The 26,674-nt window shown below is 62.5% G+C and carries 24 protein-coding genes and 1 tRNA gene; 10 read left to right on the top strand and 15 right to left on the bottom strand.

Going from position 1 to position 26,674, the window contains the following annotated elements:
- The first annotated feature begins 211 nt into the window (after positions 1-211).
- From ACN0TK_RS09735 to ACN0TK_RS09720, 4 genes are all read left to right on the top strand, one after another.
- A tRNA-Gln gene (locus ACN0TK_RS09735) sits at positions 212-285 on the top strand.
- A 299-nt stretch (positions 286-584) separates the two neighbouring features.
- On the top strand, positions 585-3,149 hold the full coding sequence (locus tag ACN0TK_RS09730; protein ID WP_417309285.1) for a PQQ-binding-like beta-propeller repeat protein: 2,565 nt from the start codon (positions 585-587) through the stop codon (positions 3,147-3,149).
- A gap of 96 nt (positions 3,150-3,245) precedes the next feature.
- Entirely contained in the window at positions 3,246-3,923 is a 678-nt protein-coding gene (locus ACN0TK_RS09725; RefSeq protein ID WP_417309284.1) for a cytochrome c oxidase assembly protein, read from the top strand.
- Complete coding sequence (locus tag ACN0TK_RS09720) at positions 3,920-4,420, top strand: CopD family protein (protein ID WP_417309283.1); 501 nt, start codon at positions 3,920-3,922, stop codon at positions 4,418-4,420. Before ACN0TK_RS09725 ends, ACN0TK_RS09720 begins: the two co-directional genes overlap by 4 nt.
- Here ACN0TK_RS09720 and ACN0TK_RS09715 read toward each other — a convergent pair.
- On the bottom strand, positions 4,401-4,868 hold the full coding sequence (locus tag ACN0TK_RS09715) for a DUF2231 domain-containing protein (protein WP_417309345.1): 468 nt from the start codon (positions 4,866-4,868) through the stop codon (positions 4,401-4,403). The two genes, ACN0TK_RS09720 and ACN0TK_RS09715, sit on opposite strands and share 20 nt — an antisense overlap.
- A 99-nt stretch (positions 4,869-4,967) precedes the next feature.
- Between ACN0TK_RS09715 and coxB the strand changes: the two genes are divergently transcribed.
- From coxB to ACN0TK_RS09695, 4 genes are all read left to right on the top strand, one after another.
- Positions 4,968-5,636 (top strand): cytochrome c oxidase subunit II, encoded by a 669-nt coding sequence (coxB, locus tag ACN0TK_RS09710; RefSeq protein WP_417309282.1) that lies wholly within the window; start codon positions 4,968-4,970, stop codon positions 5,634-5,636.
- Positions 5,633-8,131: a cytochrome c oxidase subunit I gene (gene ctaD / locus ACN0TK_RS09705; RefSeq protein WP_417309281.1), complete on the top strand. Its 2,499-nt coding sequence runs from the start codon at positions 5,633-5,635 to the stop codon at positions 8,129-8,131. Before coxB ends, ctaD begins: the two co-directional genes overlap by 4 nt.
- Positions 8,128-8,442 (top strand): hypothetical protein, encoded by a 315-nt coding sequence (locus ACN0TK_RS09700; RefSeq protein WP_417309280.1) that lies wholly within the window; start codon positions 8,128-8,130, stop codon positions 8,440-8,442. Before ctaD ends, ACN0TK_RS09700 begins: the two co-directional genes overlap by 4 nt.
- Before the next feature lie 245 nt (positions 8,443-8,687).
- A complete protein-coding gene (locus ACN0TK_RS09695; RefSeq protein WP_417309279.1) occupies positions 8,688-9,323 on the top strand; it encodes a hypothetical protein in 636 nt (211 codons plus the stop codon).
- Between the two features lie 26 nt (positions 9,324-9,349).
- Here ACN0TK_RS09695 and ACN0TK_RS09690 read toward each other — a convergent pair whose 3' ends face one another.
- From ACN0TK_RS09690 to ACN0TK_RS09645, 10 genes are all read right to left on the bottom strand, one after another.
- Complete coding sequence (locus tag ACN0TK_RS09690) at positions 9,350-9,484, bottom strand: hypothetical protein (protein ID WP_417309278.1); 135 nt, start codon at positions 9,482-9,484, stop codon at positions 9,350-9,352.
- Between the two features lie 37 nt (positions 9,485-9,521).
- Complete coding sequence (locus ACN0TK_RS09685; RefSeq protein ID WP_417309277.1) at positions 9,522-10,598, bottom strand: ABC transporter ATP-binding protein; 1,077 nt, start codon at positions 10,596-10,598, stop codon at positions 9,522-9,524.
- Positions 10,599-10,608: 10 nt separating this feature from the next.
- Positions 10,609-11,454: a carbohydrate ABC transporter permease gene (locus tag ACN0TK_RS09680; protein ID WP_417309276.1), complete on the bottom strand. Its 846-nt coding sequence runs from the start codon at positions 11,452-11,454 to the stop codon at positions 10,609-10,611.
- 4 nt (positions 11,455-11,458) lie between these two features.
- Complete coding sequence (locus tag ACN0TK_RS09675; RefSeq protein ID WP_417309275.1) at positions 11,459-12,415, bottom strand: carbohydrate ABC transporter permease; 957 nt, start codon at positions 12,413-12,415, stop codon at positions 11,459-11,461.
- A 55-nt stretch (positions 12,416-12,470) separates the two neighbouring features.
- Positions 12,471-13,658 carry an ABC transporter substrate-binding protein gene (locus tag ACN0TK_RS09670; protein ID WP_417309274.1) on the bottom strand — a complete coding sequence of 396 codons (1,188 nt, stop codon included), beginning with the start codon at positions 13,656-13,658 and terminating at the stop codon, positions 12,471-12,473.
- A gap of 92 nt (positions 13,659-13,750) precedes the next feature.
- Positions 13,751-14,911: an enolase C-terminal domain-like protein gene (locus ACN0TK_RS09665; RefSeq protein WP_417309273.1), complete on the bottom strand. Its 1,161-nt coding sequence runs from the start codon at positions 14,909-14,911 to the stop codon at positions 13,751-13,753.
- Between the two features lie 39 nt (positions 14,912-14,950).
- Positions 14,951-15,841 (bottom strand): carbohydrate ABC transporter permease, encoded by an 891-nt coding sequence (locus ACN0TK_RS09660; RefSeq protein ID WP_417309272.1) that lies wholly within the window; start codon positions 15,839-15,841, stop codon positions 14,951-14,953.
- An 8-nt stretch (positions 15,842-15,849) separates the two neighbouring features.
- On the bottom strand, positions 15,850-16,695 hold the full coding sequence (locus ACN0TK_RS09655) for a carbohydrate ABC transporter permease (protein WP_417309271.1): 846 nt from the start codon (positions 16,693-16,695) through the stop codon (positions 15,850-15,852).
- A gap of 139 nt (positions 16,696-16,834) precedes the next feature.
- On the bottom strand, positions 16,835-18,097 hold the full coding sequence (locus ACN0TK_RS09650; protein ID WP_417309270.1) for an ABC transporter substrate-binding protein: 1,263 nt from the start codon (positions 18,095-18,097) through the stop codon (positions 16,835-16,837).
- A 45-nt stretch (positions 18,098-18,142) separates the two neighbouring features.
- Entirely contained in the window at positions 18,143-19,252 is a 1,110-nt protein-coding gene (locus tag ACN0TK_RS09645; protein ID WP_417309344.1) for an ABC transporter ATP-binding protein, read from the bottom strand.
- Between the two features lie 226 nt (positions 19,253-19,478).
- Here ACN0TK_RS09645 and ACN0TK_RS09640 point away from each other — a divergent pair, with 226 nt between their 5' ends.
- The gene (locus tag ACN0TK_RS09640) at positions 19,479-20,135 is read left to right on the top strand and encodes a GntR family transcriptional regulator (RefSeq protein ID WP_417309269.1); all 657 of its coding nucleotides are present in this window, start codon (positions 19,479-19,481) and stop codon (positions 20,133-20,135) included.
- Between the two features lie 20 nt (positions 20,136-20,155).
- Here the strand turns inward: ACN0TK_RS09640 and ACN0TK_RS09635 are convergent, their stop codons facing one another.
- The 4 genes from ACN0TK_RS09635 to ACN0TK_RS09620 form a co-directional block, all read right to left on the bottom strand.
- Positions 20,156-21,412, bottom strand: coding sequence for a cation:proton antiporter (locus ACN0TK_RS09635; RefSeq protein ID WP_417309268.1), 1,257 nt, complete (start codon positions 21,410-21,412; stop codon positions 20,156-20,158).
- Positions 21,413-21,595: 183 nt separating this feature from the next.
- Positions 21,596-22,798, bottom strand: a complete 1,203-nt coding sequence (locus tag ACN0TK_RS09630) for a mandelate racemase/muconate lactonizing enzyme family protein (RefSeq protein WP_417309267.1) — start codon at positions 22,796-22,798, stop codon at positions 21,596-21,598.
- A gap of 100 nt (positions 22,799-22,898) precedes the next feature.
- Positions 22,899-24,044 carry a mandelate racemase/muconate lactonizing enzyme family protein gene (locus ACN0TK_RS09625; protein ID WP_417309266.1) on the bottom strand — a complete coding sequence of 382 codons (1,146 nt, stop codon included), beginning with the start codon at positions 24,042-24,044 and terminating at the stop codon, positions 22,899-22,901.
- 146 nt (positions 24,045-24,190) lie between these two features.
- On the bottom strand, positions 24,191-24,883 hold the full coding sequence (locus ACN0TK_RS09620; RefSeq protein WP_417309265.1) for a GntR family transcriptional regulator: 693 nt from the start codon (positions 24,881-24,883) through the stop codon (positions 24,191-24,193).
- A gap of 262 nt (positions 24,884-25,145) precedes the next feature.
- Between ACN0TK_RS09620 and ACN0TK_RS09615 the strand changes: the two genes are divergently transcribed.
- Complete coding sequence (locus ACN0TK_RS09615; RefSeq protein ID WP_417309264.1) at positions 25,146-26,654, top strand: ABC transporter substrate-binding protein; 1,509 nt, start codon at positions 25,146-25,148, stop codon at positions 26,652-26,654.
- Positions 26,655-26,674: the final 20 nt, after the last annotated feature.

Here is a 26,674-nt window from a genome sequence, read left to right as displayed (position 1 = left end):
AACCTCCTCGGAAGCAAGCGTCATTTGCGGTGAACAATGTGCTGCAAAGCTCAAGGTTCCCGGCGGTTTCAGCGGATGACAAACAGGCTGTGAACGCGCGTCGGAATATCTGACGCGCAACCGGTCGATAAGGTGTTGATCCGCGCCGAGTTTGCCGCTAGAAGGCGCACCGAACGCAGCGGCCCCGCCCGCCCGTTTCCAGGTCAGCGCTTGGGGAATAGTTCAACGGTAGAACAGCGGACTCTGACTCCGTCAATCTTGGTTCGAATCCAGGTTCCCCAGCCAGCCAGCTAGTCCAACGAAATCAATGATTTAGACAAGCGCCCGCACCGGCCCTCTGAACCCCTTTCTGTAACGATCGCTTTGGGCCCACAGCAGCCCCTGCCTGAAATCCGCTATGCGTCATTCCCGAGCCTCCTACGGCTAGTGTGACCACAGGTGACGCGCCGGGCTGGCTCATTGGCTGTTCTGGCAATCTGGGCGGAAGCAGCGTCCACTGCGTCTTGCAGTGTGGTCCCGAACTCGGGGAACCATGCCAGAAGCCGGGCGTTCGACGATTATCTCGTAGTCCAAGGAGCGTCGCCATGGCCAGTGCGAAACACGGATTCGGCTGGTGGTGGGCCGTTGTGCTTGCCTTTGTCATGGGACTTGCAGGGCTCGCCCTGCTTGGCGGCGGGGTGTGGCTGATCACACTGGGTGGCTCGTGGTATTACGCTCTGGCCGGCGTCGGTATCCTCGCCTCGGCGTTTTTCCTGTTTCGCCATGAGATGCTGGGCGTGTGGATTTATCTTCTCACGTTCGCCGCGACGGTCATATGGGCGTTCTGGGAGGTGGGCTTCAACGGCTGGGCTCAGGTGCCGCGCCTTGTTGCGCCCGCTGTTCTGCTCGTCCTCGTTCTCGTAACGATTCCGGCGCTCCGCGGCCGATTTAATGCACCGCGCAGTGCCATGCTGGCGGTGGCGCTGTTGCTGGCAGGTGCCGGCTCAGCCAGCATGCTGCTCAACGGCGCCCATGATACGCCGCTGGTGGCGCAGGAAACCGTAATCGTCGCCCCAGCCGATCCGGCCACACCGGCTCAACCGGCGACGCTGTCCGAGCCTGCGACGACCAGCGAGCCAGCTGCGCCAGTGGATTCCACCGAGCCAGCGACACCCGAGGGCCCCGTTAGCGCGCCCGAAGATCCGCTTGCGACTGAGACTGACGTGGCCGAGGCACCGCCGATCACCTACCCGCAGCTCGCGGCGGGCGCCGACTGGCCGTCCTATGGCGGTGGGATGAATGCGGATCGGTATTCTCCGCTCGACCAGATCACGCCCGAAAATGTGTCTCAGCTCGAAAAGATCTGGGAGTTCCGGACCGGCGACCTGCCGGAAGACGGCGAGGCCTTCGGCAATCAGAACACCCCGCTGAAGGTCGGTGAGAAACTGTTCGTTTGTTCGGCGCTGAACAAGGTGACGGCGCTCGATGCTGCGACCGGCACCGAATACTGGACCTATGATCCAAAAGTGTCGCGCGATGCCATCGGCTATAACGCCAGCTGCCGTGGCCTGGCCTATTACGACACGCCAGGCGCCACACGCGGCGATCTGTGTGCCGCCCGCGTCATCGTGCAGACGCTTGATGCCCGGCTCATTGCACTCGACACCGCGACCGGGCAGCTTTGCGCCGATTTCGGCAACGCGGGCATGGTCAATCTGATGGTCGGGATGGGCGACAGCGCTCCGGGCTTTTATTCCCCCACATCGCCGCCGACGATTGTGCGCAACATTGCCGTGGTCTCCAGCCAGGTGAAGGACGGGCAGACCCGCGAAGCGCCTTCGGGCGTGATCCGCGGCTATAATGTCGAGACCGGCGAACTCGCATGGGCCTGGGATATGGTCCGCCCCGATCAGGAGGTGCCGCTTCCCGAAGGTGAGATCTATACGCCGGGCACGCCGAATGCGTGGACCATTGCTTCGGGCGACAACGACCTGGGTTTCGTCTACATTCCCATGGGCAACTCCGCCGTGGACTACTGGGGCGGCGATCGCCGGCCGGCCGAAAACGAGTATTCGACCGCTGTCGTCGCCCTCGACGTGACCACGGGTGACGTCGCATGGAGCTATCAGACCGTCCATTACGACGTGTGGGACTATGACCTCGGTTCACAGGGCAGCCTTGTTGATTTCCCGACAGCTGACGGCGCGGTGCCGGCGCTCATCATGCCGACCAAGCAGGGCCAGTTCTTCATCTTCGATCGCGCCACCGGCGAATTGCTGGTCAATGTCGAGGAACGCCCGGCACCCACAGGCGGAGTCGAACCCGAAAACCTCTCGCCTACCCAGCCCTTCGTCACCGATTTTCCCAGCCAGCTAAAAGCAGATATCGAGGAAAAGGACATGTGGGGCATGACGCCGCTGGATCAGCTGTGGTGCCGGATTCAGTACCAGCAGGCGAGCTACGAGGGGCGTTACACGCCGCCGACGGTGGACCGGCCGTGGATCCAGTACCCAGGCTATAACGGCGGCTCGGACTGGGGCAGCGTCGCCATCGATACCGGCCGCAATATCCTCGTCAGCAACTACAATGACACGCCCAACTACAATCAACTGGTGCCGCGCGAGCGGGTCGACGAACTAGGGATCGTGCCGATCGGCGAGCCTGGCGCTGGCGCCAACTCGCATAGCGGCATCAGCCCGCAGGCGCAGACGCCTTATGGCATAAGCGTCAACGCGGGCTGGCGCGTCCCCTTCACCGGCCTGTTGTGCAAGCAGCCGCCCTACGGCGGCATCATGGCGATCGATCTCGACACCCGGGAGGTGCTGTGGGATCGTCCGTTCGGCACGGCGCGCAAGAACGGTCCCTTCGGCATTCCATCCATGCTGCCGCTGGTCATCGGGACGCCCAACAATGGTGGCCCGGTCGTTACGGCCTCCGGCCTGATCTTCATCGGCGCGACGACGGACGACCTGTTAAAGGCCATCAGCCTCGAGACCGGCGAGACGCTGTGGCAGGTCGCGTTGCCGGCGGGCGGTCAGGCGACACCGATGGTCTACGAGTCGGAAGGCCGCCAGATCGTGGTGATCAACGCCGGTGGTCATGACTTCATGGAAACCCCGATCGGCGACTACTTCATCGCCTATGCGCTGCCCGCCAACGATAATGGCTAGCGTCAGAACTTCATGCCAGCGTCACTCGCCTTTCTGACTTATTGTGGCCCGCCGCCGCTCCCCGACGAGCTCTGGGCGCGGTGGAACCTCGATCCCGTGCTGCTGGCCGTGATGGCGCTCGTCACGGGGCTGTTCTGGTTCAGCCGGGTGCCAACGGCGCGCGATCGCTCCGGTTTTCTCATTGGCATGGCCGTTCTTGTTGTGATTTTCGTCAGCCCGCTTTGCGCCCTCACCGTGGCGCTGTTCTCGGCCCGGGTTGTCCATCACGTCTTGCTGGTTGCGGTCGCGGCGCCGCTGCTGGCGTGGGCGCTGATCGGCCTGTGCAGAGCGCAGACCCCGCGTCTGGCGCTCGCCTTACCCCATCTGACGACGCCCCTGCTCGTCCTGCATACCGTGATCTTCTGGCTTTGGCACATACCGGATGCCTATGCGTTGGCGCTTTCCAGCACATCCCTGTACTGGGTGATGCAGGCAACGCTACTGGGCAGCGCCCTGCTGTTCTGGGCTTCCGTGCTCCTTGCCACGCCCGGTCGCGCCATTGCGGCACTGATTGGGATAGCGATACAGATGGGGCTGCTGGGCGCGCTGCTCGTTTTTTCCGCGACGCCGCTCTATTTCCCTCACCTTGGCACGACAGCTGCATTTGGATTGAGCCCGCTCGAGGACCAGCAACTGGCGGGGCTGATCATGTGGGTGCCCGCCAGCCTGCCATATCTACTGGTCGCCGTCCTGAGGCTCGGGACGTGGCTGCGCAGCGAGGCGCGGCAGGCGTGAGCGCGATTCTGCTGAAGTTCATCCATGTCATCGCCATCGCCGGCTGGTCAGCGGGTCTGATAAGCCTGCCGTTTCTTTACGGCCAGCGACAGCGGCTCACTGGAAAGCCGCTGCATCAACTGCATAATTTTACCCGGTTCTTCTATGTCAGCCTGATCTCGCCCATCGCCTTCGTCGCGGTGGTTTCCGGCACCACGCTCATCTTCGTGGAGGCGACATTCGCGCCGTGGTTCTCGGTCAAGCTGGCTCTGGTGATGGTGCTGGTGGTGATCCACGTCATGAACGGCCTAATGATTCTGCGGCTGTTCCGGCCAGACGAGCGCTATCCGTCCTGGCGCGTTGCTGCCGTCGTCGCAACCACGACCTCGGTCATCGGCAGCATCCTTGTCGTCGTCCTCGGCAAGCCCGCGTGGCTGACCGCCGTCTGGATTACCGATGCCTTTGCGCCGGGGGCCCTCGGCGCGCTGGTGCCAGACTTCATTGCTTGGTGGAGATGATGAGGCCGACCCCGTGATCGAACACGAGCTTCCCCCCATGCCAGCCCGCGAGCCCCGTGAGGACAGAGGCAAGAACGGACAAGAGCAAGCCATGCGGCAGCACAGCTTCCGGTGCGTTGAGCCGCAGGCCCCAGTTCGCCCCGACGACGGCAAGCAGAGTGACGGCGGCAATCGCGTGGTTCCAACTGGCAACGCGCACGCGAATGCCCGGCACGGCCAGCAGTTCGATGGTCCCGGCAATGGACGCCAGAACTCCGAACGCAAAGGCGAATCCGGCGGCCCAGAGGCCGGCCCGCACCCAGAACGGGTCAGCGGTCAGCCAGTAGAGACCATCGGCGCCGAGGGTCGAGATGACGAGGGCGATGGGGAAATGCACCAGCATGGCGTGCACCGGATGCCCTGCCACGGCGACAGCGGATCCGATATCCTTTTCTGCGACCGCACGAATGGCGGGGTTGGGGTCGCTGCTGGTGGCCTCGGGCCGCGATTCCTCGGAGGCCGCCTCGATTTCCTGCGTGGTGGTTTCTGGCAAAACCGGCCTCCCTTTTTGCGATTTGCTGCTGCAGCAGCAACGCTGCTGGCGCTGACTGGTTGCGCGACGCCACTGTCCACGCTGAATCCGGCCGGCCCCGCCGCAGCAAATATCGCCACCCTGTGGTGGGTCATGTTCTGGGGCGCGGTGGTGCTGTTCGTGCTGGTCATGGTGCTGCTGGCGCTGAGCTATCTGCGGCCGTCGCTCCTGGCTGCTATCAAGCCGATCCACTGGGTCATCGGCGGGGGGCTGGTGCTTCCGGTGCCGATCCTGGTCGGCCTGCTGATTGCAGCGCTGATGCTGGGCGAACAGCTCTTGCGAAAGCCGGGCAGCCTGGCGCCGACCCGCATCGAAGCGGTGGCCAGCCGGTGGGAGTGGCGCTTTCGCTATCCCGAAGTGATGGGCTCTGCCGAAAGTGAGACCCTGCACCTTCCAGCCGGGGAACCGGTCGATATCGTCGTCACCGCAACGGACGTGATCCACAGTTTCTGGGTCCCCACACTGGGCGGCAAGATCGATGCCATACCGGGACGGATCAACGTCATCCGCCTGCAGGCGGACAAGCCGGGGATCTATCGCGGAATCTGTGCCGAATATTGCGGCGAGGGCCACGAGACGATGGGGTTCGCCGTCGAAGCGCATCTGCCCGCCGACTATGCCAGTGTCGTCGGAGGCGCCCCATGAGCCGCCCGCAAATGTCGCCCATTGCCCTGCACAAGGCGCTTTCGGCGATCTGGGAAACGCCCCCGGGGTGGGGCCGCCTGTCGGCCGTCAACCACAGCATCTTGGGCAAGCGGTTCATGGTGCTGGCGCTGGTGTTCTTCACCATCGGCGGAACACTTGCGATGCTAATCCGCGCGCAGCTCGCGACACCTAACAGTGCCTTCATCGGCCCCGAGCTCTACAACCAGATCTTCACCATGCATGGCACGGTGATGATGTTCCTGTTCGCCATTCCCATGTTCGAAGGGCTGGCCATCTACATGCTGCCCAAGCTGCTGGGCGCACGCGATCTCGCCTTCCCCCGCATGACCGCCTACGGATTCTGGTGCTACCTGTTCGGCGGCACGATCCTCATCGTCGCCATGGTGCTGGGCTACGCGCCCAACTCCGGCTGGTTCATGTACACGCCGCTGTCCTCCGGCACCTACACACCCGGGATCAATGCGGATGTCTGGCTGCTCGGCATCACCTTTGTCGAGATCTCTGCGATCACCGCTGCGGTCGAGCTCGTGGTCACCATTCTCAAGATGCGGGCGCCGGGAATGTCGCTCACCCGCATGCCGATATTCGCGTGGTATATGCTGGTGACCGCCAGCATGATGCTGATCGGCTTCCCGCCGCTGATCCTCGGTTCGATCCTGCTCGAACTCGAGCGCGCCTTCGACCTGCCATTCTTCGATCCCACGCGCGGCGGGGATCCGCTGCTCTGGCAGCACCTGTTCTGGCTGTTCGGTCACCCGGAAGTCTACATCATCTTCCTGCCGGCGGCGGGGGTGCTCTCCACCATCATCCCGACTTTCGCGCGCCGGCCGCTGGCCGCCTACAATGCGATCATCGTCGCAATCGTCTCGATGGCCTTCCTGAGCTTCGGCCTGTGGGTCCATCACATGTTCACGGTGGGCATCCCGCATCTGGCGCTCGCCTTCTTTTCGGCGGCGAGTGCGCTGGTCGCCATCCCCACTGCCGTGCAGATCTTTGCGTGGATCGGCACATTGGCTTCGGGGCGGCCGAAGTTCGACGTGCCGATGCTCTATGTCGTGGGGTTCTTCATCGTCTTCGTCTGTGGCGGACTGACAGGCGTCATGCTGGCGATGGTGCCGTTCAATACCCAAGCGCATGACAGCTATTTCGTGGTCGCCCATTTGCACTATGTGCTGGTTGGCGGCTTCGTTTTTCCGATGCTCGCGGCTCTCTACTACTGGCTGCCGCATTTCACCGGCCGCAGCAGCGTCTACCGGCTGTCCGTGCCGGCGTTCTGGCTGATCCTGATCGGGTTCAACCTCACGTTCTTCCTGATGCATCTCACCGGGCTGATGGGGATGCCGCGGCGCATCTCGAGCTATCCGTCCAACTGGGGCTGGGACTGGCTGAACCTTCTGTCCTCGTTCGGTGGGTTCATCATGACGATGGGCTTTGCGCTGGTCCTTATCGACATCATCATGCAGTTCCGTTTCGGGCGGCGGACCCGCCGCAACATCTGGCAGGCGCGGACGCTCGAATGGGCCATGCCGACCCCGCCGCCGGCGTATAATTTCGCTGCACTGCCGACGGTCACCACGCGGGCAGACGATCTCGACCCCGGAAAGTTGGGCGCCGCCCTGTCCGGCGGCGATGGCTATCTGGGATTTGCGCGCGCCGGGCGGCAGGAAACACTTGGTGTCGACATGATGTCGGGTGAACCGGATCAGGTCATCATCCTGCCCCGCTCCACCTTTCTGCCGTTGTGGACGGCGCTTGCCACCGGCGTTTTCTTTCTCGGGCTGCTGTTCAAGGTCTACTGGATCGTGCCGCTGGCGGCTGTTGCAGTCGTCATATTGTTCCTCGTCTGGCCGCGCAGCCTTGGCGCCAAAAGCGATATCGGCCCGATCGACATCGGCCAGGGTGCGGCGGTGCCGGCCGATGTCGAAGTCAAGAACAATGTCACCTGGTGGGCGTCGATTGCGGCCCTCGCAGCTGACGGGACGCTTTACGCATCGCTTTTGTTCGGGGCGCTTTATCTCGCCATCGCTGCACCAGGCTGGAGCGGCGATTCCGCGGCGATCGACTGGCTGCCGACCATGGGGCTCGGGACCGGATTTGTGGCGGCGCTGCTGGCACGGCTGGCGCGACGGTTCAATGCGGAGGGTCGGGTGCCGTTTGGCTGGCTGGTCGGCGCAGCTACGCTTTCCGGGGCTACGGTTCTCGCCTGCGTCCTGGGCATGGTTCTCATCGGCGATGTCACCGCGCACGCCAATGCGGCTCTGCGGTTCGCGCTTTACAGCTATTGCGCCGTGCACGCCGGTATCGCCATGCTCGTCGCGAGTCACGCCGCCTGGCGCTGGCGCTCCGGACATGTCTCCGCCACCCGGGCCACAGATCTGCGGCTGGCGGTCCTCTGGACCGACTATGCGGCCCTCGCCCTGGTGCCGACGGCGGCGCTGATGGTCATCCTCGCCGTCGCGGGAGGCGGCGCATGAGCAAGGCTCTGTGGCCGATGCTGGCTGGCTTCACGCTCTGGGCGCTGGCCTTCATTGTCCTTTACACCCTGCAATATCTCGGCTGCCGCTTTGCCTGGCCGGCGAGCCTGCATCGGGCGACGCTGATTGGCGCCTATGTGGCGATACTCGCTGTTCTGGCAGGGTACGCGGCTTTGCAGTTTGCTTCCCTGCGCAAACGCCGCTCCAGCGCCACCGCCGTGCATCGGATAGGTTCAGGCACAACAATCGCCGCGTTGGCGGCCACCGCGGTCACTTTTGGTCCCGTCGCATTCGTCTCCATGTGCACATAGCGGGTTGATGGAGATTTCAAACTCTCCATGGCGCGCTTGCGCGATGGCACGACCGGGCTTCCTCCACATGCAGGTCCTAAAAACCAATGCGGCTTTCGCGATTGTTGCTCGTCTCTACTACTTCCTGTCCGCTCGGCCTCAGAATCGGATTTTCGGTGCGTCCGAATTAAGCGGGACGCGATTTTCGGGTTTCCAATGCTGCCTGGACCCGGGAAGATGCCTGGATTGCACCCGGGGACCTAGTGATGAAGACACCCACCAGCGTGACGGCACTCACGGATTTTGGCCGGGTGCGGTTGTCGCGCTCGTTTTTCATGCGCGATTTTTTGTTTTCGGACATCGCGGCCGTGCATGGCATCAACAATGTGCCGGAGGACCCCGATCTGGCGATTGCTGCGGGCACGCGGCTTTGCGAGGAGTTGCTGGAGCCGTTGCAGGAGCGGTTCGGGCGGATTGCCATCCGGTCGGCCTATCGCTCGCGCGAAGTGAACGGGCTTGGCAACGCGATGCAGAAGGCGGGCAAGGCCGGCTATTCCTGCGCCGCGAACGAAGCCAATTACGCGGGGCATATCTGGGACGTGCGGGACGCGAACGGACATATGGGCGCCACGGCCTGCATTGTCGTGCCGGGGTTCTGGGACCGGTTTCAGGCCGAAGGAGATTGGCAGAAGCTGGCCTGGTGGATCCATGACCACCTGCCGCACGCCGGGCTTTACTTCTTTCCCAAATACTGGGCCTTCAACATCAGCTGGCACGAACAGCCGGTGCGCACGATTGCGAGCTACACCAGGCCCAGAGGCACGCTGACTGCGCCGAGCATGGCGAACTTCGAGGGATCGCATGCGGCGCAATGGTCCGGGATCGAAGCGGCATTCGTCTAGCGACCGCCCTCCCCGCGTGGCTGAGGTCAGGCGCGCTGCGGTTCGTCCGGCAGGTCGACCCAGGCGCGGGTCTCGGCGGACTGACGGGCGGCGTCGAGGACCTGCTGGTTGGCGCGGCCATCGTAAAGTTGCGGCGAGCGCCCATGTGGTCCCTTTCCCAACTTAGTCTGCCCGGCGCGAATCCCGTGCCAATTGTCCTCAAATCCGATCGCCGCTCACTGGATCGAAGAGGTTGATTGCCGCGGTATCAACCGAGAGAGACATGGTGGCGCCGGTAGCAGGGCGATCCTTGGGGCCGAGCCGCGCTGTGATCATCTGGCCACCAACGTTGACGACGACCATCGTATCCGGCCCAGTGGGCTCGATGACGTCCACCCTGCCAGAAAGTGCTGCACTCCCCTCCCCGACCATGAGGGTTTCCGGACGAATACCGGCGACGACCTCGCGGCCAACATAGGCGTCGACGTCTTGGTTGGTGCGGTCGAGCAGGAGGACGCCAGCGGCATGGTGGAGTTGCAGACCGCCATCGGAGCGCGCCAGCGTGCCACGCAGGAAATTGGTCGTCGGCGAGCCGATGAAACCGGCGACGAACATGTTGGCCGGACGGTCATAGATGGTCTCGGGATGGGCGAGTTGCTGGATGATACCGCCTTTCATCACCGCGACCTGGGTGCCAAGCGTCAGGGCCTCGACCTGATCGTGGGTGACATAAACCGTGGTGGTGCCGAGCTGCTCGTGCAGCCGCTTGATTTCGGTGCGCATTTCGACGCGCAGCTTGGCATCGAGATTAGAGAGCGGCTCGTCAAAGAGAAAGAGGTCAGGGTCGCGAACGATGGCGCGGCCCATAGCGACGCGCTGGCGCTGGCCGCCGGAGAGCTGACCGGGCTTGCGATCGAGCAGATGACCGATCTGCAGGAGGTCGGCTGCCTGCTGGACGGCAGTATCACGCTCGTCGGCACCGACCTTGCGCATCTCGAGGCCGAAGCCAATGTTCCGGCGCACGGACATGGTCGGGTAGAGCGCGTAGGACTGGAACACCATGGCGATGTTGCGGTCCTTGGGATGGATCGCGTTGACGTTGCGCCCACCGATGACAATGTCGCCGCCCGAGCTGGTTTCCAGGCCGGCGATGATCGACAACAGGGTCGACTTACCGCAGCCGGAGGGGCCGAGCAGCACAAGAAAGCCGCCGTCCTCCAGGTCGACATTGATATTGTTGAGCACTTCCACCGTACCAAAACTCTTGCGGATGGACTTGATGGCCAGCGTCGCCATGGCGCGTCTCCTAACCCTTGACGGCGCCGGCGGTGATGCCGGCAACCATAATGCGTTGAACGATGGCGAAGAGGATCATCACCGGCAGGATTGAGATCATGCCGCCGGCTGCGAGCATGCCCCAGGGCAATTGAAATTCGCCGATCATCAATTGCAGGCCGACCGGCCAGGTACGCGAGCCTTCGGAGGTGGTGAGCATCAAGGCGAACAGATATTCGTTCCAAGCCGCGATTCCGACGAAGACGCAGGTGGCGACGAGCCCGTTGCGCGCGATGGGCAGGACGATACGGAACATGGCGCCAATGCGCGTGCTACCATCGATGCGCGCGGCGCTCTCCAGTTCCTTCGGTGCCGCATCGAAAAAGCCCTTCAGCATCCAGACGAAGAGCGGCAGCAGGAAGCTGGTGTACGCGATCGCAAGCCCGAAGCTGCTGTCAAGCAGCCCGACGCGGCCCAGCAGGATGAACAGCGGGATGATCATCAATACGGCGGGGAACATGCGGACCACGAGATAGCCCAGCATCAACTGGGTGCGGCCGGGGAAATTGAAGCGCGAGAAGGCATAAGCCGCGACCGTGCCGGTGAGAAAGCAGATCACCACGGTCATCACGGTGGTGATGGCGCTATTGATGACGAGGTTGGGGTAGTTCGATTGCGACCACAGATTGACATAGTGGTCGAGGGTGAAGCGCGTCGGGAAATAGACGAGATCGGCAGTGACGATGTCGGATTCGAGCTTGAACGAGGTCAACAGGGTCCACAGCACCGGCGACACGCAGAACAGCGCGACAACGGTGAGGAAGACATATGTCACGATGTCGAGCATGACATCACCGCGATATCTGGCGCGTGGCATGGACTTACTCCTCGTTGACCTTTGAGATGCGGACATAGGCCCAGGCGAACAGCATCAGCAGCGCGAACATCACCACCGAGAGTGCGCCGGCGTAGCCGAAGTTGAAGTCCTTGTAAGCCGTTTGGAAGGCGTAGAGCGACAGCACCTGGGTGGCGCGGCCGGGGCCGCCCCCGGTCAGGATGAGCAGCAGATCCGGCGAGTTCACGAGGCCGATGACCCTGAGGATCACCGCCGCCGCGATGATGGTGCGCATCATCGGCAGGGTAACGAGGCGCAGTTGCGACAGGCGCCCCGCGCCATCGATGGTCGCGGCGTTGTAGAGATCGGCGGGGATGCCCTTGAGCCCCGCCAGTAGCAGCAGCGTGAAGAACGGGAAGCCGTGCCAGACCTCGACAAGGATGGCAGCTGCCATCGCCGTCGTGGGGTCGGCGAACCAGGCCTTGTAGCCCTCGATCAGGCCGAGCTTGAGCAGCAGGTCGTTGATGACGCCGAGCCGCGGATCAAGCAGCAGGGCCCAGATATTGCCGGCAACGACGTTGGGGAGAAAGTAGGGCACAAGAATCAGGACGCCGAGTAGCTTGCTGCCCACGAGGTTGCGGTTGAGCGCCAGCGCCACCATCAGGCCGAGCGAGAACTCGAGAAAGGTCGTGGCCGTTACCCACAGGGCCGTGTTGCGCAGCGACAGCCAGAAGACCGGGTCGCCCCACATGCGCTGGTATTGCGCCAAACCCGCAAAGCCGTTGTTGGCCGGACGGTTCAGCCGCATGCTCTGAAAACTGAGCTCGACGCCGTAAAAGGTTGGATAGAGCACGACGCCGATGATCAGCGCCAAGCTGGGTAGCAGCAGCAGATACATCCAGAAGCGGGTCTCGCTCAGTTCGCCGAGCAGCCAGACCGGGTTTAGCCTCTGCAGCCCGGTTGGAACGGGCACCGATTTCGCCGAGCGGATCGTCGCAGCCATACGCCATCCTTCACAGATCAAGGGAGGCGGGCTCACGGGGCCCGCCTCGCAAGGGTCAGGGCGCGATTGCCTCTTCGAGGCCGCGGATCATTTCGTCGACCGCGTCTTCGACCGTTGTCTGTCCTATCAGCACAGACTGGAAGGCCGGCAGCACCGTGCTCTCGCTCCAACCGGCAAGGCCGGGGAAGCTGGGCGACAGAATGCCGAAGCCGAGCGTTTCGACGGCCGCCGCATAGATCGGATTGCCAACGATGCGCTCATCCTGGGCGACCTTGGGCGAGGCCGGGAAGTAGCCGGTCTGCTCGAGGAAGGCGACGGCAGCATCGGCCGTGCCCCAGTAGGACACCCAGTCAAAACCGGCATCGGCGTGCTCGTCCTTGGCGAGGCCGTTGTAGGCATAGGACAGCCGTGCAACGCGCCTGGCCGGACCCGCCGGGATCGGCACCGTGCCGAACTCGACGCCCGCCTCGAGGAACTTCTGCTGATCGAGCAGCGAGCCGGTGTGGTGCCAGAGCATGGCGGTCTGGCCGGTCTGGAAAGCTTCCATGATCTGGCGGAAACTGTCGTTGGGGGCCGAGGGCGGGACAACGTGGTGCTCGGTGTGCAGCCCGGTGTACCATTTCAGCGCTGCGATCGCCGGTTCACGCTCGAGGTAGATCGACCCGTCTTCGTGGATGAGCGGCGCGCCGAAGGCCTCCATGACATTGATGACATAGCCGAAGCCGCCGGCGCCGCCCCGCATGCCGAAGCCATAGCGGCCCTTGGCCGGATCGGTGAGCTGGATCGCTGCGTCGGTGAACTCCTCGAAGGTGGTCGGCGGGCTGATGCCAGCCTCTTCGAACCAGTCCTTGCGGTAATACATCCAGTCGACGAAGGTGAAGGCCGGGATGCCATAGATATTGCCGTCGCGCGTGATGCCCTTCCAGCGATCTGCCGGGAAATCATCCTTTTGCGGCCAGGCGTTGATCCGGTCGGTCAAATCGACCAGCGCACCCATTGCGGTCAGGTCGGCGACACGTTCGGTCGAGACCATAGTGGTGTCCGGCAGGCTGTTGGCGACCACCGCAGCGGTCATCTTGGCCATGAACTCGGGATTCGGAATGTTCTCCTGGCTCACCGCGATGTCGGGGTGGGCTTCGTTGAACAGTTTCATCACCGCCTCGAGCCCTGCGAACTCGGTCTGGCTGGTGAAGTGGTGCCAGTAGTTGATGCTGGTTTGCTGCGCGAACGCAGTTTTGGGCATGAGGGCCGCCGCGGCGGCGAACCCTGCCCCGAGTTGCAATACGGTTCGTCTGTCGAATGTCGTCATTGATCGATCCTCCTCATCAATCGAAGTCAGTTGTTCGAGATAAACCTCCGGCGCGGGCGGGCCTCCTCAAGCCGTTCGTTGACGGTGATCTTGCTGATTGCGGCCTTGTCGAGTGCGTCCCAGTCATAGTCGTAGCCAAGGCCTGGCTCATCGGAGACGGTCAGATTGCCACCGACGATCGACAGGGGCCCTTGCTTGTCGAGCCCCATGATCTGCTCCTCGTTCATGACGAGTTGCTCGTAATAGTCGTTGTTTGGGATGGCGGCGCAGAGCTGGGCATTTTCGAGCCCCATGCCATGCACCTGGGCCCGCATGCCGAAACTGGCAGCGGTATGCGCTATCTTCATCGACCCGGTGAAGCCGCCTTTGTAGTGGGTGGAGACCCGGGTCATGTCGAGGGCGCGGCTTTCGATCCAGCTCGCCATGTTCCAGTGCACGCCATCCGAGGTTTCGGCGGCAAGGACCGGGATATCGAGCTTTTCGCAGAGTTTTGTATAGGCGCCGAGATAGAACTCGCGCATCGGCTCCTCGTACCACAGGAACCCCAGGTCCTGGATCGCCTTGCCGAATTCGAGTGCCTCGACATAGTCCCAGCCGGCCGAGCCGTCGAACATCAGGTCGGCATCGTCACCGACCCATTTGCGCAGATTGGTGCTGAGCGCGATATCGCGCTTCACATCGCCCCAGGCGTGCAGCTTGAAGGCGGTGAAGCCGACGTCGCGGCTCATCTTGATGTAGCGCTCGTACTCATCCATCGTCGGCCAAGTCACCGTCGAGGCATAGGCCGGCACGACCCGGTTATGTCCGCCGAGCAGTTGGTAGATTGGCATGTTGGCCTGCTTGGACTTAACGTCCCAGCACAGCATGTCCAGCATGCCGAGCGTGCGCATGTGCACTTCCTCGATGCGGTCGATTTCCCACATCATGTGAAACATGCGCTCGGTGAGCAGCGGGTTCTCGCCGATGAACCAGTGGAAGCGGCGACGAACGAGGTCGAGTACCGCGTCGCCCCTGCCCTGTTCGATCGCGCCGAACACACCGGCATCCGTTTCCAGCCGGATCACGGCCTTGCGCGGGCGCGCGCCGCTGGGGATATCACCGTGCGAGCCGGGAATGCCGTCGCGCCAGATGAACTTGTGGCCCGGGTCGGTTTCAACCAGCCAGCCTGTGAACCCGGTGATCTTCATGTTGTCCTCCAAGACATCGTCATGCGGCACACGGCGCCGCTATCCCTTTTCCGCGCCCGACAGCATGCCGGAGCGGACAAATCGTTGCGCCGCGAGAAAGATGAGCAACACCGGCAGCACAACGAGAATGGCCGCGAGCACCACCTCGGGCTTCTTGATGGGCACATCGTTCGAGGGCAGGTTGCTGAGCGCGCCGGAGCCGGAGACCAGCGCCGTCAGCCCAACCGGCAGGTTGTAGAGCTTGTCGTCACTGAGCAGCACGAAGGCGAGAAAGTAGTTCGACCAGATGGCGAGGAAGCTGAAGAAGGCCACCAGCGCGATGATCGGCCGGGCCAGCGGCAGCGCGATCCGCGTGAACAGCTGGAAGCGGTTGGCGCCGTCGACCCGGGCGGAATCCATCACCCCCTTGGGCAGAGAGGTCGAGAAATAGACATAGGTGAGATAGACGCCGAAGGGGAAAAACCCCGAGGCGAGAATGAGCCCGGCATAGGTGTTGTTAAGGCCCAGCATGTTCATTTCGAGAAAGATCGGCAGCACCACCGCTGTGCTCGGGGTGATCATTGCGATCAGCGTCAGCACCAGAATGGATTTGCGGCCGGGAAAGTCCGAGGCAGCGAGCGCGTAGCCGGCCGGAATGCAGGCGATCAGCGACAGCAACACACCCCCGACGACATAGATCGCCGAGTTGATGGCCCAGGAGACGATCTGAAAATTGTTATAGCTGGTGAGATTTCCCCAGGTCCGGCTGAAGGCCTCCCAACTGCCCAGCGCAAAGGGCGGATCGGACAGCAGCGAGGATTCAGAGCGGGTGCCGGCGAGAAACAGCCAGAGCAGCGGAATGCCGTAAAAGCACACCGCAAAGGCGAGCGTCGCGTAGACCGCGAAGCGGCCCGTGCTGAGACGGAGCGGAGCACGTCTGGTCCTTTCCATCGCGGCCCTCAATCCAGCTTGTAGAATTTGGTGGCGAAGACGATGACCAGCGCGATGGCAACCGAGGCACCGATCAGCAGCGTGCTGAGCGCGGCGGAGGCGCCGAAATCACCCATCCGGAAGGCGTATTGGAACGCCATCTGATTGAGCGACCAGTCGTTCTGGTCGTATTGCGCGCCGGCGAGGCCCATCAGTTGCGGCTCTACGAACATCTGCAGCCCCGCCGCGAAACTAAGAATGCCCATCAGCACCAGCGAACGCCAGATCATCGGCAGCTTGATGCGAGTGGCCAGCTGGAAGCGGTTGGCACCATCGACGCGGGCCGCTTCCAGCACCTCGCCCGGGAGGCTCGCGAGCGACCCACCGAAGACGACTATCCAGCCGCCGGATTGCGAAAAGAACGCCATGATGGCGAAGATACCAGCGAAGCCGAGACCGGCGATCACCTCGGCGCGGGTCCCCCAGCCGATGCCCTGCAATACGGGCTGAAAGGGACTAACGGAAGGGTCGAGGACGAATAGCCAGAGCACAACGATGGCCGACGAGGTGACGGCGCCGGGCAGGAAATAGATGGTGCGCAACGTATTGGCGGCGCGGCGACTGATGCTGTCGAGCATCAGCGACAGGGTGGCGACACCGATGACGGTCATCGAAACCCAGAGCGCCACGAAGGTTAGCACGTTGGCAATACTTGCCGGGACGCGGAAATCCGCGAAGACGAATTCATAGTTGGTGAGGCCCCAGAAGACCATTTCGATGGTGTCGAAAAAGCTCAGACCGAGCGCATAGGCGATCGGCACGATACCGAACATCACCAGCAACAGCAGGTATGGCAGCATCAGCAAATAGGACATGCGGATGTCCCGGCGTCCCTTGCGGCGCGCACGGCGCTGTCGGTCGGCCGATACTATCTTTGCTGTTGCCATGCCTGTGCTCACTGCACGCCTCCCGAGTTGGCTGGACGCAGCTAAGCCGCGTCCAGCCTCTGAACTGCTATTCGACCTGATAGCCGTTGAGTTTGGCGAGGTTGATCAGCTCTTCCTGCAGCGCCGGAAGAGCCGCCTCGACGGTGCCGCCGCCGTTGACGGACTGGACCAAGGTCTTGGCTATGGCTTCCGAGACGCCGAAGCGCAGGCTGGTGTAGCCTGGGTGGCTGTAGTTCGCGGCCTCGACCTGAACATCGAATACGTCAGTCGTGGCATAGTAGGAATCGTCCTTGAGACGGGCGCCCCAGGCCTCAGCGGACGGACGATGGGCCGGCAAGGTAACGGCCTTGGTCTGGTTAGCAACGTCGGTGGCCATCCACTCAATGACATCGACGGTTTCGGCCGGATGCGCGGTATCTTTCCAACCACCATAAGTGCCGCCGCCCCAGCTCCAGGTAAGGGGCTGATCCTGATCGTCCCATTTCAGCGGCGCGGCGGCTGCGAGCTTACCGGCGGGCCATTCATAGGTCGGCTTGATGACATATTCGCCGAACCAGGTCGGGCCGATCATCAGGGGAACCTTGCCATCCTTGGCAAGTGCGACGAAATCGGGCTCGAAAGGACCGACTCTGGTTAGACTGCCATTGGCGATCATGGCGTCGACCATGCGTGCCGGCTTGAGGCAGGCTTCCGAGGTGAGGTCAATCTTGACGGTGTCGTCCTTGCCGTCGACCGGCATAACGATGTCGCAGCCGTCGGAGACGAGATAGCTCAGCAGGGGATAAGGCTCGACGCCGGTCCCGAGGACATAACCGTCGGGAGCCAGTTCGGCGCCGAGGGCCTCGAACTCGCTCCAGGTGGTCGGCACATCCTTGCCCAGTTCGGCCATCAGCGGGGCGTCGTACCACACCACCATGTGCGCCAGATCGTTGCGCAGGCAAAGCAACTTGCCGTTGACGTGGCAGGGCGAATTGCCATTGGGGTAGAACTCGTCCTGCAGGGCCTGCGGCACCTTGTCGGTGAGATCGAGCAGGTAGTTCGACCGTCGGGTCGACAACTGCGCCGTGTAGCCGATGTCGGACATGAAGATCACGTCGGGGATTTCGCTCTTGGCCTGCATAGCAAGCTGCAGCTTGGCGATCAGATCGGCAGGCGCCACCGTGGTGACGTTGAGCGACACGTTGTCATGGGTCTGATCGTAGAGCTCGAACATCGACAGGCGCGGCGTATCCGACCAGACGTTCAGCGTAACGGCGTCCTGCGCGACCGCGGGGCCGAGCAGTGCGACGAGGGAAACGCCCCCCGCCAGTAGACGAGCAAGTCCTTGCATTGGTCTCTCCTCCAATCAATGCGCCCGGCTTGTGCCGGATTGCTTTCAGACTGCCGGCGACATGACAGCGCCGGCAGCGTCGAACAGGTGGACGGCGTGCGGTGCGAGTGCGACCAGCACGTCCTCTCCTGCAGCGATGTCGACATCGCCCATCACCTGTACGGTGATGACCTCCGGCGTACCGCCATCAAGATAGGCGTAGGTGATGTTGCCCAACCGCTCGACCGCCTCGATGCGGGCTGGCAGCGTGGTTGCGCCGGGCACAGCGGGGCTATCGGCGCTGAGGATCTCGACTTGCTCAGGGCGGATGCCGAGCGTGACGCTGGCGCCCTGCTCTGCTCCACCGATGGCCATTTCCAGCTGTGTGTCGGGGCCGGCATCAAGCGCGACGGTTGCGGCACCGGCGCTAGTGGCAATCACGGTGGCCGGGATAAGGTTCATCTTGGGGGAGCCGATAAAACCGGCGACGAACAGGTTGTTGGGACGGGCATAGAGTTCGAGCGGCGGGCCGACCTGCTGAATGCGGCCGCCATCGAGCGCCACGATCCGATCGGCCAGGGTCATTGCCTCGACCTGATCGTGGGTGACATAGATCATGGTGGTGCCAAGTTCGCGGTGCAGCCGCTCGATCTCAAGCCGCATCTGAACGCGCAGCGCCGCATCGAGGTTGGACAGCGGCTCATCGAACAGGAACACTTTTGGATTGCGCACGATGGCGCGGCCAATTGCAACGCGCTGACGCTGACCACCAGAAAGCTGTGCAGGCGAGCGGCTGAGAAGATCCTCAAGCCGCAGAATGCGCGCGGCGTCACGCACGCGGCGGTCGACCTCGTCCTTTGCAACACGCGCCAGCTTCAGGTTGAAGGCGATGTTTTCGTAGACGTTCATGTGCGGATAGAGCGCGTAGGACTGAAAGACCATCGCGATGCCGCGCTCGGCGGGCTCGTCGAAGGTCACGTCCTTGCCATCGATCAAGATATCGCCACCGCTGACCGTCTCCAGACCGGCGATCATACGAAGCAGGGTCGACTTGCCCGAACCGGATGCACCCACGAAGACCACGAACTCCCCCTGCTCAATGGTCAGGTCCACGCCCTTGATGACCTCGACCGCACCGAACGCCTTTCTGACAGCCTTCAACTCGACCGCGACCACGTCAGCAGCCTTCAAGCATATATCTATAAGTCGTCATTTTGCGCAATTTCCCCCACCTTGATATATTATTTGCGTGAATAGATATCTCACGTCAAGTTGAGGCATCATCCGCCATTGGTCGGAGAGCGCTAGATGCTCGGAAATCTGGGGAAATCCTCGCACAGGCTTTGATGGAGGCTGGCGCGGGGCAGGACGACGGCACAGATGGGGGCGTTCACAGGTGAAAATGTCCGATACACGCCAAGACAATGACGGCTATCGCCGCTTCCGCGAGGCCCTGCAGAACGGGCGGCTGCGTGCCGGCATGGTGGTGACGCAGAACGAGCTGTGCGAACTGCTCGGCCTGTCACTGTCGCCGCTGCGCGAGACGCTGGTGCTACTGGAAGAATACGGGCTGGTCGAGATCAAGCCACGGACCGGCATACGGATCGTTTATCCCGAGGTCGCTTTCATCCGCGAGAACGCACAGTTCCGGATCATGATTGAGGTGCATGCGCTGAAAACCTGCGGCGACATGGTGAGTGCCGACTGGCTGGCGAACATGCGCGAGAAACACGAGGAACGCCGTGCCCAGCTGGCCGCAGACGGCGACTTCGAGCAGCTCAAAACCGACCTCCTCGTCCTCGACCGGCAGTTTCACCGCGATCTCGTCAGCCTGCTAGAGAACAACGCCATCTCGTCAACGCATATCCGGCTACAGGACAATCTCGGGATGGCGCGTCGGGTGCACCAGGCGGGCATTTTCCGCAACCAGCTGATGGCGACCATGGACGAGCACATGCGGGTGATCGCAGCGCTGGAGCAGCGGAACGTGCCGGCGGCCGTCGAGGCGCTCGAGGCGCACTTCCGCGCCTCGACCCACCGGACCTTTGCCGCAAACTGAGACAGCCGGGCGGCTGCGGCCTACTCGTCGATGATGCGTTTGACCAGTGGCGCCAGGGTCAGTCCTTGGACGATGATGGTGAACAGCACCACGGCATAGGTTGTGGCGAGAATCACGGTCTTGATCTCGGATTCCGGCAGCGCCAGCGCGAGTGCGACGGAGATGCCGCCGCGCAGCCCCCCCCAGGTGAGAATGCGCACCGTGCCGGGGGTAAATTGCGTCACCCGCTTCAGTGCGAGGACGGGCACGCCAACCGAGATGAAGCGTGCCAGCAGGACCAGCGGAATCGCTGCGAGTGCCAAGTTGATGAAGGACCAGTCGAACCGCAGCACCAACACTTCGAGTCCGATCAGCAGGAACAGCACGGAGTTGAGAATTTCATCGGCCAGGGTCCAGAAGCCGAACAAAAACCGCTGCGTTTCGTCGCTCAGGGCATCGATCGGGCCACGGTTGCCGATGAGAATGCCGGCGACCACCACGGCAATCGGGCCGCTCATATGCAATTTGGTGGCGAGCGCATAGGTGCCCGTTACCAGCGCCAGCGAGATCAGCACCTCGACCGGGTAGTCGTCGATCGCACGCATGGCGCGATAGGCGATGTAGCCCGCCACGAGGCCGAGCACGCCGCCGCCGATGGCATCGACGAAGAACAGTTCGCCGATATGGACGAAGTCGAGCCCCCCGCCTGACACGCTGGCAGCGGCGGCCAGCAACACGGTGAACAGCACGACACCGACACCATCGTTGAACAACGACTCGCCGGTCATAATGATCTGCAGGGATTTGGGGACGGCAACCTGCTTGAGGGTCGACAGCACCGCCACCGGGTCGGTCGGGCTGATGAGGGCCCCGAAAACCAGTGCCCAGGCAAACGGCATGTTGATGCCGAAGAGTTTGGCCAGCAGCCAGAAGCCGGTGGCGACGAGCACGATCGAAATCACCACGCCGAATGTGGCCATGATGGCGATAGGACCGAGGCGCGAGCGCATGGCGCTGAAATCGACGTGCAGGGCACCCGCAAACAGCAGGAAGGCAAGCAGCCCGTTGAGCACGGTCTCTTCGAAATCGACCTGCTGAATCACCGAAACGGCGTCGTCGTAGAGCCCGAGATCGGGGAAGGCCAGTTCGAAACCGATCAGCACCAGCGACGCTGCCAGCGACATCACCAGCAGGCCGATGGTCTGCGGCAGCCGGATCAGCTTGTGGTTGATCCAGCCAAAACCGGCGGACAGCACCAGCAGCACCGCAATGACGTCGAACAGGGAAAGTGGACTCATGTCATCTCACGAAAACGCGTCGCCACAGGATCACCGGTCGCGCGGGGAAACTCAATGGACCAACCTCGTTATATGCAATCGGTGCGGTCGATCCGGCAATGGGATCATTGTTGACGCTACCGTCTCCCAAAATGCAATCGGCCCCCGTGTGGGGGCCGAAAATGATGTTGGTGCGGCGTGCGCCTAGTTGTCGAAGAAGCCGGCATCCTCTTCGCGCAGGTACTTCTTACCCGCCTCGGGATCGATATCGAGGCCGAGGCCCGGGCCCGGCAGCAGCTCGACGTGGCTGTCCTTGACGATCTGGCCCTCCGGCAGGCCGGTGACGATCTCGTGCCAGAAGTCATCCGATGCGCTGGGGTATTCGAAAGCGATGTAGTTTGCCGGCAGCGTGGCGCAGACATTGATCAGCGCGCCGAGGCCGAGCAGGCCATTGGCGGTGCCATGCGGCGCCATCATGATCTGGTGCATATAGGCGTGCTCGGCGACCCACTTCAACTCGGCAATGCCGCCGATATCTGCCGGGTCGGGGCCGACAACGCGGATCGACTGGGTCTCGATCAGTTCCTTGAAATTGTGGCGCAGATAGATCTGCTCACCAGTGTGGATCGGGGTCGTGGTCGAGACGGTGAGTTCGCGATAGGCCTGCGGGTTCACCCACGGCACATAGTCGCCGGTCAGCATGTCCTCGAGCCACATCAGATTGTGCTTTTCAACGCCTTGGGCGAAGCGGATGGCGTCGTTGAGCATCCAGCCGGGGCCGCAATCGAGCGCCAGACCGACCTTGTCGCCCAGAACGTCCTTCATGGCCGCGACGCAATCGAGCATGTGACCCATGGCGTAGGTGCTGATCTGCCCCTGGTCCATGGCGCCATGATAGCCCGGGGGCTGGCTGAGACCATAATGGAAGTCTGGGATGTCCTTTTTCATGCGCGAATGAAAGCCGATGCCCTGCTTCACCATGAAGAATTTTTCGGGCAGCTCCATCATCCATTTGACGTCGGCCGCATAATCCTCGGGCGTGCTGCCCTGCATGGGCCGACGCAGCGAGCCGTTATAGACCCGCACCTTGTCGCGCACCTTGCCGCCCAGCAGCTTGTAGGTCGGCACGTTGGCGGCCTTGCCGGCGATATCCCACAGAGCGTGCTCGATCGCACTGACGGCGGCGCCGTGTGGCTTGAAGCTGCCGCGCTGGCGGATTTTGAGCATGCAGCGCTCGACGTCGGTCGGGTCCTCGCCGATCAGCGCCTCGCTGAAATGCATGACCCAGGGCTTGAGATAGGGCTTGGTATATTCGACTTCGCCCAGACCATGGATGCCCTCGTCAGTTACGATGCGGACGATGGGATGTTTGCCGATGACGGCACAGCGCAGTGCGGTAATTTTCATCTTGATGTGACTTTCGATAGAGGTCGCCTGCCGTGCGACGACCGGGGCCCGTGGTTGAAGATGTTGGGCAGAGCCGCAGGCCGGAGCCCGCGGCACGGCGCTAGTAGTCGATCTCGTTGGCGGCGAGGAACTCGCGGTTCATCTCGATGCCGAGGCCCGGCGCACGGTTCAGCTTGAGACTGCCATTTGAGTTGTCGAGTGGCTTGTCGATCAGTTCGTCATATTTGGACAGGTTCCATTCCGAGGTTTCGAGCTTGTAAAAGTTCGGCACCGTCATCATCACCTGGGCGCCGGCGACGACGTTGATCGGGCCGGCCGCATCGTGCGGCGAGATCGGAATGAAGTAAGCCTCGGCGAGAGTCGCGATCTTTTTCAGCTCGGTGATGCCGCCGGTCCAGGTGACGTCGGGCATGACATAATCGGTGAGCTTGTTTTCGAGGATCGGTACAAAATCGAACCGTGTGTGCGCGCGTTCGCCGACCGAAATCGCCACGTTCACCTTGTCGCGCACCTGCTTGAGCGCATTGAGACTTTCCGGTGGCACCGGCTCTTCGAACCAGTCGATCTGGCCGGCGTCCTCGAGCGTGTTGCACAGCCGGATGGCGGTCGGCACGTCAAAGCGGCCATGGGCATCGATCAGCACTTCGATATCGGGGCCGGTGGTCTCGCGAATGAGTGCGGTGAGTTCGGCGGCAGTACGCTCGTCCTTGCGGCTCATGGCACCGTCCAGATAGCCGTCACGCTGTTCCCGCGAGCCCTGATAGGGGAAGGGATCGAACTTCAGCGCGGTATGACCGGAGCCAACGATCGCCTGGATCTCGGCGATCACGCCTTCCTTCGAGGTGAACTTGCGCTGGTCGGGATGGGTATAGAGCGCGATCTCGTCGCGCACCGGCCCGCCCAGCAGTTCGAAGATCGGCTTGCCCAGCGATTTGCCGTAGATGTCCCACAGCGCGATATCGATGGCGCTGATGCATTCAACGGCGGCCCCGCGGCTGCCCATGTAGGTGAAGTTGCGGAAGAGCTTTTGCCAGATCCGCTCGATGTGGGTCGGGTCCTGCCCCTCCAGCACCTCGCCGATGCGGCTCAGGATCGCGCAAAGCGCCCGATTGGCCAGTTTGGTGGTGGTGGTGATTTCCCCCCAGCCGGTGATGCCCTCGTCCGTCGTCACTTCGACGAAGAGAAATTCCCCCCAATAGGACGCGCTCGATTTGATGAGCCACGGCCTGACGCCTGTGATCTTCATTTCCTAAAGCCTTTTCAGCAGATTTGTTTGTTGAGATTCCCGTTCGCGCCACAACGGCGCGGCGCTGCCGCTTGGCCGCGCCTCCTCCACTCTCCCTCGTCTTGCAGACAGGCTGGCCTCCTCGCCAACGGCCGTCCGCTTTCAATTCACTCCATCGGCCGCCGAAAGGCATTGCGATTGGCCATGCCCATCTGTTCGATAATGTGCCGGCCGGATCCCTCGACATGCCGGGACACGCAGGCAGCGGCCGCGTCGGCGTCCTGCGCCTTGATGGCGGCGATCAATTCGCGATGCTCACGAAACACGGCAGCGCGCCGGCTCAGAGATGTCGGGAAGCGGCTGCTGATGGCGCGCAGGATTTCGCGGTGCTTCCACCACAATTCCGCAGCGTGACGATTGTAATGGCGGTCGTAGATCAGTTGATGAAAGCGCGTATCGAGCTGACCGTGCAGCAGCCGGTCAGAATAGTCATTGGCTTCGAGCTGATCCTGAATAGCTTCTAGTGCCGCGACGTCTGCAGCGGTGGCCACCGAAACGAACCAGCGCGACAAGGCGCCCTCGATCAGCACCTCGATTTCCATGATGTCGCGGACAAAATCTGCGTCGATCGCGCGCACACGCGCCCCGCGATTGGGCTCCATCACCACAAAGCCCTCGCCGCGCAGCTGCTGTAGGGCTTCGCGCACGGGGTTGGTGGAGGTGCTGTAGCGCTCGGCGAGCTCGGCGACCTTGAGCCGTTCATTGGACGCAAGACGGCCCGCGACGATGTCCTCGCGGATCATCTCGTAGATGGACGCCTGCGCTTCGAACCCGTCGCCGCTTGCAGCGTCCCTGCTCATCACCTCATCGCTCATGCGCAAGGTTTAGGCATATTGACCGGCCAAGCCAAGCCCCAACACGTATGTTCCGCACGCGATGCAATAAAAATAATGTACGATCTTGATCTCGTTGACACACGCTGGGGACTCTGTAGTGTTTGTTTTGAACGTCGAGAAGGGTCGTGGGGGCCGAACATCGACGATGCAATACAGCGCAAGCTGTTTCGGGCACCGCCTACCGGAGGGTCAGGGAGGTGCCTGCTTCATGGAGGAGGAACTCACTATGACGAAATCTCGCATTCGTGAGACACGAACGGGCACGCGGACTCGCACCGGTGTGCTCGGTTACACGCTCGCCTTGGGCCTGAGCGCGTCGCTCATGTCCGGCACGGTCTACGCACAGAGCGTGGATGTCAGCCAGTGGTCACCAGAATACGTTCGCTCGATCGCCGGCACCGAAGAGTTCGACACGGTCGGCCATTGTAACGACGTGACGCCCACCGACTACGAGGGTCGCGTGACCTTCTGGTATCAGGGGGTGTTCGAAGGCGACCCGCAGATCATGCGGGACAACTACGACGACTTCTTCAAAACCTTCCGCGAGACCTACCCGAACATCGAGCTGGTCGAACAGGGCATCACCTACAACGAACTGCTCGACAAGTTCCGCACCGCCCTGCTCGGCAATGCCGCGCCGATGGTGGTTCGCCTGCAGATCCTGGGCGGCACGGAATTCGCCGCCAAGGGATATCTCGAAGAGTTGCGTCCCGAGGACGTCGGCTATGATACGGCGGATTTCTGGCCTGGCGCGATGAAGGCCGTGACCTGGGAAGGTGTCACCTACGGCATTCCGACCAACAACGAGACGATGGCGCTCATCTGGAACGCCGACATCTTCGAAAAGGCCGGACTCGACCCGGAAAGCCCGCCGGAAACCTGGGACGACGTCGTCACCTATTCCAAGACCATTCACGACAAGCTCGGCATCGCCGGCTACGGTCTTGTGGCGCGTCAGAACGCCGGCAACACCCCCTACCGCTTCATGCCCCAGATGTGGGCGTACGGCGGCGGCGTGTTCGATGAGGCCGATGCCAATCCGACCTATGACGAGGTCCGTCTCGACAGCCCAGAGAGCAAGCAGGCCCTGCAGGCGTCATACGACATGTATGTCCGCGACCAGTCGGTGCCGGTTTCCGCGCTGACCAATACGCAGGCCGATAACCAGGCGCCGTTCATCTCCGGCCAGCTGGCCATGGTGATCTCGCATCCGTCCGAATATGCCCGCATGATCGAGCTGGCCGAAGAGGCCACCGGGTCGGACAAGGAAGTCGCCGAGAGCGTTATCGAGAACATGCGCTACGGGCTGATCCCGAAGGGCCCCACCGGCCGTCGTGCCGTGGTGTTCGGTGGCTCCAACATCCACATCCTCAAGCCCGAGTATGTTGATGGCGGCGAAGTGGACACGCCGGCAGCCAAGGCGCTGATCTGCATGTACACCAGCCCCGAGTGGTCGCTGAAGCTCGCTTGGGCGGCATCGAACCCGGGTCACCTGGGTGGCTTCCGCACCAAGTGGATGGCGGACCGTCTCGATCAGATCAAATTCCTCGACGTGACCACGTCGATGCTGGTCGATGGCATCCCCTTCCCGGCGATTCCGGAAGCTCCGGAAATCATGAACATCATCGTTCCGGACATGCTGCAGAACGCATTGACGGGCGCCATGAGCGTTGATGAAGCAGCCGAAAATGCTGCCGAGCAGGTCCGTAGCCTGGTCGACGGCGGCGGCCTCTAAGCAACCGCACAAAGTCCGGC

It is taken from the genome of Devosia sp., assembly GCF_048261455.1.
Classification (GTDB): domain Bacteria; phylum Pseudomonadota; class Alphaproteobacteria; order Rhizobiales; family Devosiaceae; genus Devosia_A.
Note: the sequence above shows the minus strand (reverse complement) of the source record. Positions and strands in the feature narration are given on the sequence as shown.